Source organism: Pseudomonas sp. XS1P51 (genome assembly GCF_054897845.1).
On record NZ_CM142707.1, the window covers coordinates 6331258 to 6348445 of the forward strand.

16 protein-coding genes are annotated in these 17188 nt (G+C 59.8%); 13 read left to right on the top strand and 3 right to left on the bottom strand.

Annotation, left to right across the window (positions count from 1 at the left end; translation table 11 throughout):
* Window positions 1-152: 152 nt before the first annotated feature.
* The 12 genes from ndk to ACYZUD_RS29385 all read left to right on the top strand — a co-directional run bounded on the left by ndk (window position 153) and on the right by ACYZUD_RS29385 (window position 12205).
* A complete protein-coding gene (gene ndk / locus ACYZUD_RS29330; RefSeq protein WP_017846179.1) occupies window positions 153-578 on the top strand; it encodes a nucleoside-diphosphate kinase in 426 nt (141 codons plus the stop codon).
* Window positions 579-606: 28 nt separating this feature from the next.
* Window positions 607-1755, top strand: coding sequence for a dual-specificity RNA methyltransferase RlmN (gene rlmN / locus ACYZUD_RS29335; protein ID WP_074873948.1), 1149 nt, complete (start codon window positions 607-609; stop codon window positions 1753-1755).
* Between the two features lie 12 nt (window positions 1756-1767).
* The gene (gene pilW, locus ACYZUD_RS29340) at window positions 1768-2526 is read left to right on the top strand and encodes a type IV pilus biogenesis/stability protein PilW (protein ID WP_462021321.1); all 759 of its coding nucleotides are present in this window, start codon (window positions 1768-1770) and stop codon (window positions 2524-2526) included.
* Window positions 2526-3554, top strand: coding sequence for a RodZ domain-containing protein (locus ACYZUD_RS29345; RefSeq protein ID WP_462021322.1), 1029 nt, complete (start codon window positions 2526-2528; stop codon window positions 3552-3554). The genes pilW and ACYZUD_RS29345 overlap by 1 nt, the downstream gene beginning before the upstream one ends.
* Before the next feature lie 2 nt (window positions 3555-3556).
* Complete coding sequence (gene ispG, locus ACYZUD_RS29350) at window positions 3557-4666, top strand: flavodoxin-dependent (E)-4-hydroxy-3-methylbut-2-enyl-diphosphate synthase (protein WP_007903603.1); 1110 nt, start codon at window positions 3557-3559, stop codon at window positions 4664-4666.
* Window positions 4667-4689: 23 nt separating this feature from the next.
* Window positions 4690-5979 carry a histidine--tRNA ligase gene (hisS, locus tag ACYZUD_RS29355; RefSeq protein ID WP_462021323.1) on the top strand — a complete coding sequence of 430 codons (1290 nt, stop codon included), beginning with the start codon at window positions 4690-4692 and terminating at the stop codon, window positions 5977-5979.
* Window positions 5980-6019: 40 nt separating this feature from the next.
* Complete coding sequence (locus ACYZUD_RS29360; RefSeq protein ID WP_462021324.1) at window positions 6020-6661, top strand: tetratricopeptide repeat protein; 642 nt, start codon at window positions 6020-6022, stop codon at window positions 6659-6661.
* The gene (gene bamB, locus ACYZUD_RS29365; protein ID WP_462021325.1) at window positions 6654-7805 is read left to right on the top strand and encodes an outer membrane protein assembly factor BamB; all 1152 of its coding nucleotides are present in this window, start codon (window positions 6654-6656) and stop codon (window positions 7803-7805) included. The genes ACYZUD_RS29360 and bamB overlap by 8 nt, the downstream gene beginning before the upstream one ends.
* A 236-nt stretch (window positions 7806-8041) precedes the next feature.
* Window positions 8042-9511: a ribosome biogenesis GTPase Der gene (gene der, locus ACYZUD_RS29370; RefSeq protein WP_462021326.1), complete on the top strand. Its 1470-nt coding sequence runs from the start codon at window positions 8042-8044 to the stop codon at window positions 9509-9511.
* 290 nt (window positions 9512-9801) lie between these two features.
* Window positions 9802-10950, top strand: a complete 1149-nt coding sequence (locus ACYZUD_RS29375) for a pyridoxal phosphate-dependent aminotransferase (protein ID WP_462021327.1) — start codon at window positions 9802-9804, stop codon at window positions 10948-10950.
* Window positions 10938-11729 (top strand): amidohydrolase, encoded by a 792-nt coding sequence (locus ACYZUD_RS29380; protein ID WP_462021328.1) that lies wholly within the window; start codon window positions 10938-10940, stop codon window positions 11727-11729. The genes ACYZUD_RS29375 and ACYZUD_RS29380 overlap by 13 nt, the downstream gene beginning before the upstream one ends.
* Window positions 11730-11809: 80 nt before the next feature.
* Entirely contained in the window at window positions 11810-12205 is a 396-nt protein-coding gene (locus ACYZUD_RS29385; protein WP_462021329.1) for a hypothetical protein, read from the top strand.
* A gap of 178 nt (window positions 12206-12383) precedes the next feature.
* On the opposite strand, the gene leuA is transcribed toward ACYZUD_RS29385, so the two are convergent.
* Entirely contained in the window at window positions 12384-14063 is a 1680-nt protein-coding gene (gene leuA / locus ACYZUD_RS29390; protein WP_462021330.1) for a 2-isopropylmalate synthase, read from the bottom strand.
* Window positions 14064-14458: 395 nt separating this feature from the next.
* Here leuA and ACYZUD_RS29395 point away from each other — a divergent pair, with 395 nt between their 5' ends.
* On the top strand, window positions 14459-14815 hold the full coding sequence (locus ACYZUD_RS29395; RefSeq protein ID WP_462021331.1) for a hypothetical protein: 357 nt from the start codon (window positions 14459-14461) through the stop codon (window positions 14813-14815).
* 136 nt (window positions 14816-14951) lie between these two features.
* Here ACYZUD_RS29395 and ACYZUD_RS29400 read toward each other — a convergent pair whose 3' ends face one another.
* Both ACYZUD_RS29400 and xseA read right to left on the bottom strand, forming a co-directional pair.
* The gene (locus ACYZUD_RS29400) at window positions 14952-15773 is read right to left on the bottom strand and encodes a peptidoglycan DD-metalloendopeptidase family protein (RefSeq protein ID WP_462021332.1); all 822 of its coding nucleotides are present in this window, start codon (window positions 15771-15773) and stop codon (window positions 14952-14954) included.
* A gap of 3 nt (window positions 15774-15776) precedes the next feature.
* Window positions 15777-17156, bottom strand: a complete 1380-nt coding sequence (gene xseA, locus ACYZUD_RS29405; RefSeq protein WP_462025131.1) for an exodeoxyribonuclease VII large subunit — start codon at window positions 17154-17156, stop codon at window positions 15777-15779.
* Window positions 17157-17188 lie beyond the last annotated feature (32 nt).

Genomic DNA, 17188 nt, shown 5'->3' on the forward strand with positions numbered 1-17188 from the left:
TCAGCACAAGACCAGGATCAAAGGATCGCAGCCTTCGGCAGATCCTACAGAGGGCAGAGGTCGCGACCTTTACGCCGTTAGGCAATACCCAAGAACCCGCGTATAATTCGCGGGTTTAATTTTTCACAAATTACCGTTTCTGGAGTTACACCATGGCTGTTCAACGTACTTTCTCCATCATCAAGCCTGACGCTGTTGCAAAAAACGTCATCGGCGAGATCACCACTCGTTTCGAAAAAGCCGGCCTGAAGGTTGTAGCTTCGAAACTGAAGCAACTGTCCAAAGCTGAAGCTGAAGGCTTCTACGCTGAGCACAGCGCTCGCGGTTTCTTCGGCGACCTGGTTGCTTTCATGATCTCCGGTCCGGTTGTCGTTCAGGTTCTGGAAGGCGAAAACGCTATCGCTCTGAACCGTGAGCTGATGGGCGCTACCAACCCTAAAGAAGCGGCTGCCGGCACCATCCGTGCTGACTTCGCTGACTCCATCGACGCCAACGCTGTACACGGTTCGGACTCCGAAGCCGCTGCTGCTCGCGAAATCTCGTACTTCTTCGCAGCTACTGAAGTAACCACTCGCTAAGCATTGGCTTAAGAGTGAAGGTGAATCCATGACTACATCGACTGTAAAAACCAACCTGCTGGGTCTGACTCAGCAGGAAATGGAAAAATTCTTCGACTCGATCGGGGAGAAGCGTTTTCGTGCCGGTCAGGTAATGAAATGGATTCACCACCTTGGCGTTGATGATTTCGACGCCATGACGAACGTCAGCAAGGCCTTGCGTGACAAGCTCAAGGCTATTGCCGAAGTTCGCGGTCCCGAGGTCGTCAGCGAGGATATTTCCACCGACGGTACCCGTAAGTGGGTAGTGCGCGTGGCGTCCGGCAGCTGCGTCGAGACCGTGTACATTCCCCAGGGCAAACGCGGCACTCTGTGCGTTTCGTCCCAGGCGGGCTGTGCCCTGGATTGCAGTTTCTGCTCCACCGGCAAGCAAGGTTTCAACAGCAACCTCACCGCCGCCGAAGTCATCGGTCAGGTGTGGATTGCCAATAAATCGTTCGGCAGCATCCCGGCGACCGCCGACCGTGCCATCACCAACGTGGTGATGATGGGCATGGGTGAGCCGCTGCTGAACTTCGACAATGTCGTGGCCGCCATGCATCTGATGATGGATGACCTGGGCTATGGCATTTCCAAGCGCCGCGTGACCCTGTCCACTTCGGGTGTGGTGCCGATGATCGATGAGCTGTCCAAGCACATCGACGTCTCCCTGGCGTTGTCCCTGCACGCACCGAATGACGCATTGCGTAACCAATTGGTGCCGATCAACAAGAAGTATCCGCTTAAGATGTTGCTCGAGTCCTGCCAGCGCTACATGTCGTCCCTGGGCGAAAAGCGCGTGCTGACCATCGAGTACACCTTGCTCAAGGACATCAACGACAAGGTCGAACACGCGGTCGAGATGATCGAGTTGCTGAAGAACATCCCGTGCAAGATCAACCTGATTCCGTTTAACCCGTTCCCGCATTCCGGTTACGAGCGTCCGAGCAACAATGCGATTCGCCGTTTCCAGGATCAGCTTCACCATGCAGGTTTCAATGTCACCGTACGCACCACTCGCGGTGAAGACATCGATGCCGCGTGTGGCCAATTGGTAGGGCAGGTGCTGGATCGCACCCGTCGCAGCGAACGTTATATCGCCGTGCGCGAATTGAGCGCCGAAAACGATATCGCACAGAACGCTGCGAACAACAATTAAGAGAGGATCTCTATGTCCCTGCGCTTCGCGCTGCTTTTGCTGTTGGCCAGTCTGTGTGCTGGTTGTGTTCTGTCGGGCGATTTCAACCCGATGAAGACCAGCAAGGGTCGTGACGAAGCGCGCGACGCCTACGTGCAGTTGGGCTTGGGGTACTTGCAGCAAGGCATGACCGAACGCGCCAAAGTCCCATTGAAAAAGGCTTTGGAGCTGGACAGTTCGGACCCCGATGCCAACGCGGCGCTGGGTCTGGTGTTCCAGGCCGAGATGGAGCCGGAACTGGCAGACCAGCATTTTCGCGAGGCGCTGTCTTCTCGTCCCAACGATGCGCGGATCCTGAATAACTACGGCAGTTTTCTTTTCGAACAGAAACGCTACAAAGAGGCGTACGAGCGCTTCGAACAGGCGGCTGCCGATACCCTGTATCCTGAGCGCTCACGGGTATTCGAGAACCTGGGCATGACCGCTTCGAAGCTTGGCCAGCGGGATCTTGCCCGGCAGCAACTGGAAAAAGCCTTGCGCTTGAATCGCCAGCAACCACGTGCGTTGCTGGAAATGGCTGAGTTGTCTTACGAAGACAGGCATTATGTGCCCGCGCGTGACTATTACGATCGTTTTAGCCTGCTCACCGAGCAAAATGCACGTAGTCTATTGCTCGGCGTTCGGCTGGCAAAAGTGTTTGAAGATCGCGACAAGGCCGCCAGTTTTGGCCTGCAACTAAAACGACTCTATCCCGGTACGCCGGAATATCAGCAATACCTGTCGGAGCAATGATGAAAGCGGCGCATCCCGAAGTTGTAGCAGCGAATCGCGTTAACCCCGGTGAGACCTTGCGCCAGGCCCGCGAAAGCAATGGCTGGTCGCTGGCCGAAGTGGCCCTCAAGCTCAACCTCACCGTCAATTCCCTGAGCAATCTGGAAGCCGGCGCTTTCGACAAGCTGCCTGGGCATACCTTTGCTCGCGGTTATATTCGCGCGTACGCCAAATTGCTGGGCATGGACCAGACCGTCCTGGTGCAGCAGTTCGACCTGTCCACCGGCACCGACTCCCAGGGCAGCAACGTCCACAGCCTGGGTCGTATCGAAGAGCCGGTCCGGGTTTCCCACACCATTTTACGAATTGTCAGCCTGTTGTTGCTGATTGCGGTGATTGGTGGCGGTTTTGTCTGGTGGCAGGATCAAGCCTCGCTGCGCACCAAGGACCTGATCAGTCTCAGCCCGGAACACGTTGAAGTCGAAGGCGCCGACGGCACCACCCAGATCCATCCGCTGGACGAGCCGGAAGACCAGGCTGTCGCGGAAGGTCAGGCTGAAGGCACAACCGCGCTCGCATTGCCGCAGGCCGAGACTTCGACCGACGAACCGACCGAAGCTGAAGCGGCTGCGCCTGCCGCCGCACCGGCAGCACCCGCACCAACACCTTCTGCACCGGCGCACAGCACCGCTCCGGTTGCCGCGACTCCTGCAACGCCAGCTCCGGCTCCAGCTGTACCAGCACCGACTGTCGCCGCTCGGGTTGCCCCGACTGTTCCCGCTCCAGCAGCGGCTGCTCCGGTTGCCGGCCAAGGCCAGGTTCAACTGCAATTCACGGCTGATTGCTGGACGCAAGTGACCGATGGCACCGGCAAGGTGCTGTTGAGCGGTCTCAAGCGTAAAGGCGAAAATGTTTCCGTGAGCGGCAAGCCACCGTTCTCCGTGCGTCTGGGCTTCGCCCGTGGCGCGCAGGTCAGCTACAACGGGCAGGTGGTCGATGTTGCTCCGTTCACCAGTGGCGAGACTGCTCGCCTGAAGTTGGGTCAATAGTCATGCACGGCGAATCTCCAATCAAACGTCGCGAATCCCGCAAGATCTGGGTCGGTAACGTGCCCGTGGGCGGCGATGCGCCTATCGCTGTGCAGAGCATGACCAACAGCGACACCAATGACGTGGCCGCCACCGTGGCCCAGATCAATCGTCTGGAAGCCGCTGGCGTCGATATCGTGCGGGTATCCGTGCCGGATATGGACGCCGCCGAAGCTTTCGGCAAGATCAAGCAACTGGTCAAGGTGCCGTTGGTTGCCGACATTCACTTCGACTACAAGATCGCTTTGCGTGTAGCCGAACTGGGCGTTGACTGCCTGCGGATCAACCCGGGCAACATCGGTCGTGAAGATCGCGTGCGTGCGGTGGTCGATGCCGCCCGTGATCGCGGGATTCCGATCCGCATCGGCGTCAATGCCGGTTCCCTGGAAAAAGACCTGCAAAAGAAATACGGCGAGCCGACCCCGGCTGCGCTGGTCGAATCCGCCTTGCGGCACGTCGAGCACCTTGAACGCCTGAACTTCCAGGACTTCAAGGTCAGCGTGAAAGCCTCCGACGTGTTCATGGCCGTCGCCGCTTACCGCTTGCTGGCCAAGGAAATCGTCCAGCCGTTGCACTTGGGGATTACCGAAGCCGGTGGTTTGCGTTCAGGCACGGTGAAATCCGCCGTGGGCCTCGGTATGCTGCTCGCCGAAGGGATTGGCGATACTATTCGCATTTCGTTGGCGGCCGACCCGGTCGAGGAAGTGAAAGTCGGCTACGACATTCTCAAATCCCTGCACCTGCGTTCCCGTGGCATCAACTTCATCGCTTGCCCGAGCTGCTCGCGGCAGAACTTCGATGTGGTCAAAACCATGAACGAGTTGGAAGGGCGTCTCGAAGACCTGCTGGTGCCGCTGGATGTCGCGGTCATCGGTTGCGTGGTCAACGGCCCGGGTGAAGCCAAGGAAGCCCATATCGGCTTGACGGGCGGCACGCCAAACCTGATTTACATCGACGGCAAGCCGTCGCAGAAACTGACGAATGACAATCTGGTGGATGAGCTTGAACGCTTGATCCGCCAGAAAGCGGCCGAAAAGGTCGAAGCCGACGCGGCAGTAATCGCCCGCGGCTGATCGAACGAATTTAAGGATTTATTGTGAGCAAGTCTCTGCAAGCCATTCGTGGCATGAACGACATCCTGCCCGAACAGACTCCCCTGTGGCGTCATTTCGAGGGCACCGTTGCGCGTCTGCTGGATAACTACGGTTACAAGCAGATCCGCATGCCGATCGTCGAATTCACCGAGCTGTTCAAGCGCTCCATCGGTGAAGTGACCGACATCGTCGAAAAAGAGATGTACACCTTCGAAGACCGCAACGGCGATTCCCTGACCCTGCGCCCGGAAGGCACGGCGGCCTGCGTGCGTGCGGTGCTCGAGCACGGCATCACCGGCGGCGGCCAGGTGCAGAAACTCTGGTACATCGGCCCGATGTTCCGCCACGAGCGTCCGCAGAAAGGCCGTTATCGCCAGTTCCACCAGATCGGTTGCGAAGTGTTCAACCTTGATGGTCCGGACATCGATGCCGAGCTGATCGTGCTGACCTGGCGCCTGTGGGGCGAGCTGGGCATCCGTGATGCGGTCAAGCTCGAGCTCAACAGCCTGGGCACTGCCGAGTCCCGTGGTCGTTATCGCGAAGCGCTGGTCGAATTCCTCTCCGCGCACCTGGACAAGCTGGACGAAGACAGCCAGCGCCGTCTGAAGACCAACCCGCTGCGGGTTCTGGATACCAAGAACGCCGACACTCAAGCGGTCCTGGTCGACGCGCCGAAGATGGCCGACTACCTCGACGAAGAGTCCCGCGTGCACTTCGAGGGCCTCAAGGCTCGTCTGGACGCCGCCGGGATTCCTTATGTGATCAACCCGAAGCTGGTTCGCGGGCTGGATTACTACAGCAAGACCGTTTTCGAATGGGTCACCGACAAGTTGGGCGCCCAGGGCACTGTGTGTGCCGGTGGTCGCTACGACGGTCTGGTGGAGCAAATGGGCGGCAAGCCGACCCCGGGCGTTGGTTTCGCCATGGGCATCGAGCGCCTGGTACTGCTGCTTGAAACCCTGGAGCAGATCCCGGAAGAGATCTCCCGTCAGGTCGACGTCTATCTCTGCGCGTTCGGTGAAGCTGCCGAGCTGGCCGGTCTGGCCCTGAGTGAGCGTGTTCGTGATCAATTGCCCAACCTGCGCCTGCAAGTGAATGCCGGCGCCGGCAGCTTCAAAAGCCAGTTCAAGAAAGCCGACAAGAGCGGTGCGCTGTACGCATTGATCCTCGGTGACGACGAAATGGCCCAGCAAGTGGTAGGTTTCAAACCCCTGCGTGGCCAGGGCGAACAACAAAGCATTGCCTGGGATGCGCTTGCTGCACACCTGGCCACCTGCGTCGTGCAGGGTTGAAGCTGTCAAACAGCCGATTTAGCGATTAAGGAGTATTGGGGTGTCGAGTACCGAAGACGAACAGCTGGCGGATTTGAAGGACTGGTGGACACGCAACGGCAAGCCCCTGGTCACTGGCGGCCTGTTGGCGCTGGTCATCGTGTTCGGCTGGCAGGCCTTTCAGAAGTATCAGAGCAATCAGTCGCAAGGCGCCTCGATTCTCTATCAGCAATTGCTGGAAACCACGCTGACGCCTGACGGCAAGCCTGATGCGGCCCGTGTTGCGGACCTGGCCGGCAAGCTCAACAGCGAGTTCGGCGGTAGCGCTTACGCGCAGTACGGCAGCCTGTTCGTGGCGAAAGTCGCGGTCGACAGCGGCAAGCTGGACGACGCAGCCACCGAGCTGAAAGCCATCGTTGCCAAACCGGCCAACCCGGCACTGGGCGAAATCGCCCGTCAGCGCCTGGCGCAGGTGCTGGCCGCGCAGAACAAGGCTGACGAAGCCTTGAAACTGCTCGAAGGTGATGCCGATAAAGCATTCCTGGCCACTCGCGAAGAACTCAAGGGTGACCTGCTGGTGCAGTTGGGTCGTACCGACGAAGCGAACACGGCGTATCAAAAAGCCAAGGCGGCACTGTCGGATGAAGCGGCGGTCGGTGGCCTACAAATCAAGCTGGACGACCTGGCCAAAGGGGATGCGTGACGTGATCCGTTGGAAACATGCAGCATTGCTGGCTCTGGCCATATTGGCCGCGGGTTGCAGCAGCAACAGCAAAAAAGAACTGCCACCGGCCGAGTTGACCGACTTCAAAGAAGAAGTGGTTCTGCAAAAGCAGTGGAGTCGTTCGATCGGTGACGGTCAGGGCGAAACGTACAACATGCTGGTTCCGGCGATCGATGGCGATACCATCTATGCCGCCGACGTCACTGGTGTGGTGGTGGCGATGGATCGCAGCAATGGCGACGTCAAATGGAAGAAAGATCTCGAACTGCCTGTTTCCGGTGCCGTTGGCGTGGGTTACGGTCTGCTCGTGATTGGTACGACCAAGGGTGAAATCGTTGCCTTGGACGCCAGCAGCGGTGAAGAGAAATGGCGCGCTCGCGTGTCCAGCGAAGTCCTCGCGCCGCCGGCCAACAACGGTGACGTGGTGGTGGTCCAGACTCAGGATGACCGTCTGATCGGTCTGGATGCCGCCACCGGCACCCAGCGCTGGTTATATGACAGCACTCCGGCGGTCCTGACCCTGCGCGGCACCAGTGCGCCGATCGTTACCAACCGCCTCGCGGTGGCTGGCCTGTCGACCGGCAAAGTGGTCGCTCTCGATATTTCCAACGGCGTGCCGGTGTGGGAGCAACGGGTTGCGATTCCACAAGGCCGTTCGGAGCTGGAGCGCGTTGTCGACATCGACGGTGGCTTGCTGCTGTCCGGCGGTACTCTGTACGTCGCCAGTTACCAGGGGCGCGTTGCAGCGCTGGACCTGGAAAGCGGTCGCCAGCTCTGGCAGCGTGATGCTTCCAGCTATGCCGGCGTTGCCCAGGGTTTCGGCAGCGTTTACGTGAGCCTGTCTTCGGGCACCGTTGAAGGCGTCGACGAACGTTCCACCACAGCCTTGTGGAGCAACGATTCGCTGGCTCGCCGTCAACTGTCGGCTCCGGAAGTGTTCTCCAGCTACGTTGCAGTCGGCGACATGGAAGGCTACCTGCACCTGCTGAGCCAGGTGGACGGTCGCTTCGTCGGCCGCGAGCGCATCGACAGCGACGGCCTGCGTGCCCGTCCGCTGGTGGTGGGTGACACGATTTATCTGTATGGCAACAGCGGCAAACTGGAAGCCCTGACCATCAAGTAAGAACTATGCTTGGGGTTTAACCCCCAAGCGGCTTCACCTGTGGGAATGAATGTGGGAGCGAGCCTGCTCGCGATGGACGTCAACGATTACGTTTGCGGCCTGGATGAACGCGGTGCCTATGCGTTTGTCGCGAGCAGGCTCGCTCCCACAAAAAGCCCCACAGTGATTGCCCCGAGCACCAGCCGCTGCCTAGCAGCGGCTTTTGTATTTTCTGAAATAACGAAGTGGAGAGCCGCATGGTTCCCGTAATCGCCCTGGTGGGCCGACCGAACGTCGGCAAGTCCACCTTGTTCAACCGCCTGACCAGGACTCGCGACGCCATCGTCGGCGACTTGTCCGGTCTGACCCGTGATCGCCAATACGGTGAGGCCAAGTGGCAAGGGCGTTCCTACATTCTGGTCGACACCGGCGGTATCTCCGGTGACGAGCACGGTATGGACGAAAAAATGGCCGAGCAGTCGCTGCTGGCCATTGAAGAAGCGGATGTCGTTCTGTTCCTGGTAGATGCCAAGGCCGGTTTCACCGCCGCCGACCAGATGATCGCCGAGCATTTGCGCAAACGTAACAAGCGTTCTTACGTGGTTGCCAACAAGGTCGATAACATCGACCCTGAAATGGCCCGCGCCGAATTCGCCCCGTTGGGCATGGGCCACGCGATCCCGATCGCCGGTGCTCATGGTCGTGGCATCACCCAGATGCTGGAAATCGCCCTGAGCGACTTCCCGAAAGACGACGAAGAGCCGGAAGACGGCGAAGAAGAGATCGTTGCCGAAGGCGAGGAAGCCAAGCGCATTCCTGGCCCGAGCGAAAAAGACGGTATCAAGATCGCCATCATCGGCCGGCCGAACGTCGGCAAGTCGACCCTGGTCAACCGCATGCTCGGTGAAGATCGGGTCATCGTGTACGACCAGCCCGGCACCACCCGCGACAGTATCTACATCCCGTTCGAGCGTAACGACGAGAAGTACACGCTGATCGACACCGCCGGTGTGCGCAAGCGCGGCAAGATCCACGAAGAAGTCGAAAAATTCTCCGTGGTCAAAACCCTGCAGGCGATCAAAGACGCCAACGTGGTGATCTTCGTGATGGACGCCCGCGAAGGCGTGGTGGACCACGATCTCAACCTGCTGGGCTTCGCCATTGAATCGGGTCGTGCGCTGGTCATCGCGATCAACAAGTGGGACGGCATGACGCCGAGCGAGCGTGACTTCGTGAAGGTCGAGCTGCAACGTCGACTGTTCTTCGTTGACTACGCCGACATCCACTTCATCTCGGCCCTTCATGGCACTGGCGTGGGCAATCTCTACGCGTCGGTACAGAACTCGTTCAAGTCCGCGGTCACCCGCTGGCCGACTAACCGCCTCACCCAGATTCTGGAAGATGCGGTCGGTGAGCACGCGCCACCGATGGTCAACAACCGCCGGATCAAGCTGCGTTATGCCCACTTGGGCGGTGCGAACCCGCCGATCATCGTGATCCACGGTAACCAGGTCGAACGCGTTCCGAAGTCCTACGTCCGTTACCTGGAAAACACTTACCGCCGTGTGCTCAAGCTGGTCGGTACGCCGATCCGCATCGAGTTCAAGGGTGGCGAGAACCCGTACGAAGGCAACAAAAACACGCTCACCGACCGTCAGGTCAACAAGAAGCGTCGTTTGATGACTCACCACAAGAAAGCCGAGAAGAAGCGTAAAGACAAACGCTGATTCACAGCCCCACACTATTTTGTGTGGGGGTTGTTGTGGCGAGGGGGGCTTGCCCCCGTTGGGTGGCGCAGCCGCCCCAAAACCATCCACAGCGGTCTGTCAGATAAACCGCAGTGCAGGTTTTACGACTGCTGCGCAGCCGAACGGGGGCAAGCCCCCTCACCACAGGTATGCGGTGAATGTTTAGAAGAAGGGCGCCATTGGCGCCCTTTTTTTATGGGCGTCGGATGGGCTATCCTCGGGCTCTCCCGCGCCGTCGTTAGAGCCGGGTGTAGAGCAGGGAATCACCGATGATCACCAGTAAGCTGCCGAATGTCGGCATCACTATCTTCACTCAGATGTCTCAGCTCGCGGCGCAAACCGGGGCGCTGAACCTGTCCCAGGGTTTCCCTGATTTCGACGGCCCGCAAGCCTTGCGTGATGCGGTCGGTCGGCATATCGCCTTAGGCCACAACCAGTATTCGCCCATGACCGGTCTGCCGGCGCTGCGTCAGCAGATTGCGGCGAAGATCGCCCGCAGCTATGGCGTCAGTGTGGATGCTGACCATGAAGTGACGGTGACACCCGGCGCGACCCAGGCGATTTTCTGCGCCATCCAGGCGGTTATCCACAGCGGCGATGAAGTCATCGTGTTCGATCCAGCCTACGACAGCTACGAGCCTTCGGTGGAGCTGGCCGGTGGTCGTTGCGTGCATGTGCAACTGGGCCTGGATGATTTCTCCATCGACTTCCAGAAGCTCGCCGAAGCCCTGAGCCCGCGCACGCGGATGATCATCCTCAACACCCCCCACAACCCCAGCGGCGCACTGATCAGCCGTGCCGAGCTGGATCAACTGGCGGCGCTGATCCGTGATCGCGACATCTATGTGGTGTGCGACGAAGTCTACGAACACCTGGTGTTCGACGGCGTGCCTCACGTCAGCGTGCTCGCTCACGAAGAGCTGTATCAGCGCGCCTTCGTGGTCAGTTCCTTCGGCAAGACCTATCACGTCACTGGCTGGAAAACCGGCTACGTGGTGGCGCCGCCAGCCCTCACCGCCGAGCTGCGCAAGGTTCACCAGTACGTCAGTTTCTGCGGCGTGACGCCGTTGCAATATGCCTTGGCCGACTACATGGCCGAACACCCGGAACATGTCGAAGAGCTGCCGGCGTTCTATCAGGCCAAACGCGATCTGTTCTGCGATCTGCTGACGCCATCGCGCTTCAGTTTCACCCGGGTGGCCGGCACTTATTTCCAGTTGGTCGATTACTCGCAGATCCGCCCCGACCTCAACGACGTCGAGATGGCGCTGTGGATGACCCGCGAACACGGCGTAGCGAGCATCCCGATCTCGGTGTTTTACCAGACGCCGCCAGAAGGCCAGCGCCTGATACGCCTGTGCTTCGCCAAACGCGAGGAGACCCTGCGTGAAGCGGCGGAAAAACTATGCGTGATCTGAGTGCGCTGCCCAATCTGAACATCGCGCTGATCCAGACCACCCTGGCGTGGCACGACCGTCAGGCCAACCTGGAGCATTTCGAGCAGTTGGTGGAACAGGCTCGCGGGGCTGATCTGATCATCCTGCCGGAAATGTTCACCACCGGTTTCTCCATGGAATCGGAGACGCTCGCCGAATCGGAAAACGGCCCCACCAGTAAATGGCTGCGGGTACAGGCAGCGAAACTGGATGCGGTGATCACTGGTAGCGTCATCGTCCAGGCCGCTGACGGCAGCCATCGCAATCGACTGCTGTGGGCGCGGCCGGACGGGGAAGTCTGGCACTACGATAAGCGTCATCTGTTTCGCATGGCCGGGGAACACAATCACTACACCCCCGGCGAGCGCCAGGTGCAGTTCGAACTCAAAGGCTGGCGTGTGCGGCCGCTGATTTGCTACGACTTGCGCTTCCCGGTGTGGAGTCGCGATGCTCAGGACACCGACCTGCTGCTGTATACCGCCAATTGGCCGGGTGCACGGCGCCAGCACTGGAACCGTTTGCTGCCGGCACGGGCGATCGAAAACCTCTGCTACGTGGCGGCGGTGAATCGTATCGGGACCGACGGAAAAGGCTTCGCCTATACCGGCGACAGTCAGGTACTGGATTTCCAGGGCGAGACCTTGCTCAGTGCCGGCGAAGCCGATGGTGTGTTTCAGGTCGTTCTGAATGCTGCCGACCTTCAGGCTTATCGCACACGTTTTCCGGCGAACCTGGATGCGGATACGTTTGAATTCACCTGATCGTTGAGCGTTTTGATGTTTTTTGGGTGCAGATTCCTCCGGTCAGGCCGATAGCAAAGTCAGCCCAGGAGGAGTGACCCATGATCAACGTGAATACCATCACCATTAATTCGCACGCCGTTTCCTCGCCCAGTGTCGTGACCGGTAAATCTGATGAAAGCACGTTGGTGCCGGTCGAAGAAACACTCGACCAAGACGGCAAGCTGCGCGTCAACAGCGCCGGGGCCAACATCGACTCGGTCAATGGTGCCGCCGGTGACCCGATCACTGCATTGAAAAAGCAGATAGAAGAAGCCAAGAAGTTACTGGCCGAACAGCAAGCCCAGCTCGCGAAGGTGCAGAAGAGCCAGGACAACGAGCAGAAAGCCCAGCAGGTCATGGCGATCCAGAACCAGATCGCGGTGACCAGCAGCAACTTGCAGGTGCTGCAAGCGGCGCTGTTGCAGGCGATGTTCAGCGTTGATACCCATGCCTGAAATCGTTGTCGCCTGATAGGACCCCTTCGCGAGCAGGCTCGCTCCCACATTTGATCGCATTCCAATGTGGGGGCGAGCCTGCTCGCGAAGGGGCCATAACAGGCAACACAAAAATGGCAGGCAAACAAAAAGGCCCCGAGGTTCACACCCCGGGGCCTTTTGCATTTCAGCGATCAAGTTACGCCGCTTTCGCTTCCGGCTGGCTCAGCGAGCGGTTCAGGGCGCTGAACAGGGCCTTGAAGCTGGCAGTGGTGATGTTTTCATCGATACCCACGCCGTGCACCGCACGTTCACCGTTCACACGCAGTTCAATGTAGGCCGCGGCCTTGGCATTGGTGCCCGCGCCGATGGCGTGTTCGTTGTAGTCCATGATTTCCACCGGAATCGGCAGACCGGCCACCAGCGCTTCCAGGGCGCCGTTGCCCTTGCCGCGCCAGTGCAGGTTGGTTTCGCCCTGGCCTTTGCCGGAGACTTCCACTTCTACCGCGCTGTGGCCGTTTTCTTCCTGCAGGCGATGGCTGACCAGCGCGTACGGAGTGTTGGCCTGCAAGTACTCGCTGTGCAGCAACGCGTGGATCTGCTGGGCGGTCATTTCGAGGCCCAGGCGATCGGTTTCACGCTGCACGACCTGGCTGAACTCGATCTGCATGCGACGCGGCAAGCTGATGCCGTATTCCTGTTCCAGCAGATAGGCGATACCGCCCTTGCCCGACTGGCTGTTGACGCGGATGACCGCCTCGTAGCTGCGGCCGATGTCGGCCGGGTCGATCGGCAAGTACGGCACTTCCCACAGGGCGTCCGGTTTCTGCTGGGCGAAGCCCTTGCGGATGGCGTCCTGGTGGGAGCCGGAGAACGCGGTGTGAACCAGGTCGCCGACGTATGGATGGCGTGGGTGCACCGGAAGCTGGTTGCACTCTTCGACGACTTTGCGCACGCCGTCGATGTCGGAGAAGTCCAGCTCAGGGTCGACGCCCTGGGTGTAGAGGTTCAATGCCACGGTCACCAGGTCGACGTTACCGGTACGCTCGCCGTTGCCGAACAGGCAACCTTCGACACGGTCGGCGCCGGCCATCAGGCCCAGCTCGGTCGCGGCAACGCCGGTGCCACGGTCGTTGTGGGTGTGCAGGCTGATGATCACGCTGTCACGACGGTTGATGTGACGGCCGAACCATTCGATCTGATCGGCATAGATGTTCGGGGTCGCGCATTCGACGGTGGCCGGCAGGTTGAGGATCATCTTGTGCGCAGGTGTCGGGTTCCAGACCTCGATCACGGCGTCGCAGACTTCCTTGGCAAACTCCAGTTCGGTGGCGCTGAAGGTTTCCGGCGAGTACTCGAAGGTCCACTCGGTGTCCGGCTGCTGGGCGGCGTATTTGACGAACAGCTTGGCCGCGTTCACGGCAATGGCCTTGATCCCGTCCTTGTCCTGGTTGAAGACAATGCGGCGGAAAGAAGGGGAGGTCGCGTTGTACAGGTGAACGATGGCTTTCTTCGCCCCGCGCAGGGATTCGAAGGTGCGCTCGATCAGATCTTCACGGCCCTGGGTCAGCACTTGAATGGTGGTGTCGTCCGGGATGTGGCCGCCTTCGATCAGGGTACGCACGAAGTCGAAGTCAGTTTGCGAGGCTGCCGGGAACGACGCTTCGATTTCTTTCACGCCTACCGATACCAGGGTTTTCCAGAAACGCAGCTTCTTGACCGCGTCCATTGGCTCGATCAGCGACTGGTTGCCGTCACGAAGGTCGGAGCTGCACCAGATCGGCGCTGCGGTGATGGTCTTCGATGGCCAGGTGCGGTCCGGGATGTCGATGGTCGGGAACGCGCGGTATTTCGAAGACGGGTCTTTGAGCATGCTCATCGGGAAATCCTTATTGTGTGGGCCGAAAAAAGGCGGCCTGCCGGTGGATCAAAATGTTCTTGGGTAAAGCGTGGGGCGAGGCACCGCGATTCAGCCCGGCAGTCGTGCACTGACAAGGCACAGGCTGCGGTGCTGGCGACGCTGAATGAGGGTGTGAGAGGTTTTCATGCCTTCAACCCTAACCGCGAGAGTGAAGGATGGCAAGCGGTCGAAAAAAATTGAGAGGAATCCTCGTAAAGTCTTTTTTATCGAGATTTTATTGCGGTGAATGAAGGTGATTGTTTCTATGTTTGCGCGAGGTTTGAGCGATGCGCAATTGAAAGTTGGCGGTTGCGACTCGGTCAGTGCAGCTATTCTTAAAGGCTCAACAGACGACTGTCAGGCAGGAGTCGGCGATGAACGAGTCGGATTGGAAGCTTTACAGCGCGTTGCGTCCAGTGGCCCATGAGCGGATGTGTATCCGGATCATGGAGGACGTTGAGCGCAGGGTGCTGGATAAAAGCCAGACACCTTACGAGCGGATCGAGGCCAGCGAAGAAAGGCTGAAGGCCGGTCAGCAGGAGCTGTATTGGGCGTTTGGCGTCTTCAGGCACTCACGCAGTGAGGCGCCTGCTCACTTGCTGGGGTTGTGTACTCATGAATTGATCACGCCGGAGGAGTTGGCTGGTTTCTCGGAGGAAACCCGGGCGTGGATCAAAGAGTGTCTGGCGCACCGGGAAATTCATGGGATTGAGGACCTGGAGGCGGAATAGCGGTGCCTGGGATGTCCCCATCGCGAGCAGGCTCGCTCCCACATTGGATTTTTGGCGCACGCTCAATCTGGGTTCACGCCGATCACTTTGTGGGAGCGAGCCTGCTCGCGAAGTGGCCAGTAGCCTTTCGCAATAACTAAGGCTGAAACGCCCCAATAAAAATCGCCGGATCCACCCGCGCATCATTCAAGCTGACATTCCAGTGCATATGCGGCCCGGTCGCACGCCCGGTTGAGCCAACCTTCCCGACCACCCCACCACGGGCCAATGGCTGCCCCACCTTCACGTCAATCTTCGACATGTGGCAGAACATGCTGATGAAGCCCTGTCCGTGGTCGACAAACACCGTGTTGCCATTGAAAAAATAATTACCGATCAGGATCACCTTGCCCGCCGCCGGGGTTTTGATTGGCGTGCCGGCAGGCACTGCGAAGTCCAGGCCGGCATGAGGATTACGCTCCTCACCATTAAAGAAGCGGCGCACGCCGAACTTGCTCGACAGCGGCCCGTTGACCGGTTTGTCCAGCAACAGGTTGCTCGGGGTGTTCGGGCTGAAAGTGCGGTAAGCCTGAATCTGTACGGCCAATTCGGCCTCAATGCGCTTGAGATTCTCCGGGTTCGGATTGACCTGCTGCGTATTCTTCAGGGTGATGTGCTGTTCCGGGTATTTCTTGCTGCCGACCGTGAAACTCAGATTACGGCCGCCGCAGCTGACTTGCTGGGTGCCCGGTTTAACCGTCAGCGGTACGCCGACGATGGCCAGCCAGTTGTTCTGTTCCTTGACCACCAATACCGGTTTGCCCTGATAGCTGGCTTTCGGCGCTTGGGCGGCGGCGCCCAGGTCCACGACCGCCACACCACCCGGCACCGGTTTGTTCAACAGGCGGGTGATGTAACTGTCGGCATGAGCGTTGAAGGTCAGGCAGAGCAACAGCAGCGGAGCAAGAAAACGCGGCATGGATCAATCCAGTAAAGAAAGGGTGACGGGCGTCAAGTGATTGTCTTCGACCCGCACTTGCAGCTCGCCTTCGCCGAGTCTGGCCTTGAGGCGCTGACCGGTGTGGGTCTGCGCGGCGCTGCGGATCGCATTGCCGCGTTCGTCCAGCAGAATGCTGTAGCCACGGCCGAGGGTCGCCAGCGGGCTGACCACATGCAGCGTCTGCACCTGGCTTTGCAGTTGCAGGCGCCGGCCCTTGAGACCTTCGCGCATGGCCCGTGGCAGGCGTTCGGCGAGGCTGTCGAGGCGCTGACGGAGCATCGCCAATTGCCGCCCCGGATGTTGCCCGGCAAGGCGGGTTTCCAGACGGATCAGCCGCTCGCGACGGGTGTTGAGGCTGCGTTCGAACGCGCGGCGCATGCGCATGTCCAGGTCATCCAGACGTTGCGCCTGCTGACGCAGACGTTCACCGGGATGACGCAAGCGGCGAGAGATGCCTTCAAGGCGCAGTCGATCACGCATCAGGCGGTCGCGGATACGCATCACCAGGCGTCGATGCAGGCTTTCGACTCGACGCATCAGGTCGCTGGAATCCGGTGCGAGCAGCTCAGCGGCAGCGGAGGGCGTTGGCGCGCGAACGTCAGCGACGAAGTCGCTGATCGACACATCGGTCTCATGGCCGACGGCGCTCACGATCGGCGTCACGCAGGCATCCACGGCGCGGGCCACGGCTTCTTCGTTGAAACACCAGAGGTCTTCCAGCGAGCCGCCGCCACGGGCCAGGATCAGCGCGTCGAAGCCTCGGGCGTCCGCCAGTTTCAGTGCGCGGACAATCTGTGCAGTGGCTTCTCGGCCCTGCACGGCCGTTGGGATCAACGTCAGTTGCACCTGCGGCGCGCGGCGGCGGAAGACGCTGATGATGTCGCGGATCACCGCGCCGGTGGGCGAACTGATAATGCCGATGCGTTGCGGATGCGCCGGCAGCGGCACTTTGCGCTCGGCACTGAACAGGCCTTCGGCGCTGAGCTTTTCTTTCAGCGCATCGAAGGCCAGACGCAGCGCACCGTCACCGGCCGGCTCCACGGTGTCGAGGATCAGCTGATAGTCGCCGCGCCCCTCGAACAGCGAGACCTTGCCGCGCACCTTGACCGCCAGGCCATCCTTCAGCGCCTGACGAACCCGCGCCGCGTTTTGCCGGAACAGCGCGCAACGCACCTGGGCGCCGCTGTCCTTGAGGGTGAAATACACGTGGCCGGACGCCGGGCGGGCGAGGTTGGAGATTTCGCCTTCGACCCAGATGTTGCTGAACACGTCTTCGAGCAACACCCGCGCGCGGCCGTTGAGCTGGCTGACAGTCAGGACTTCACGGTCCAGGCCGAGTCTTGCAAAGGGATCTTTAATCATGGGGCGCATGATAAAGGCAATCTCCTGCGCAA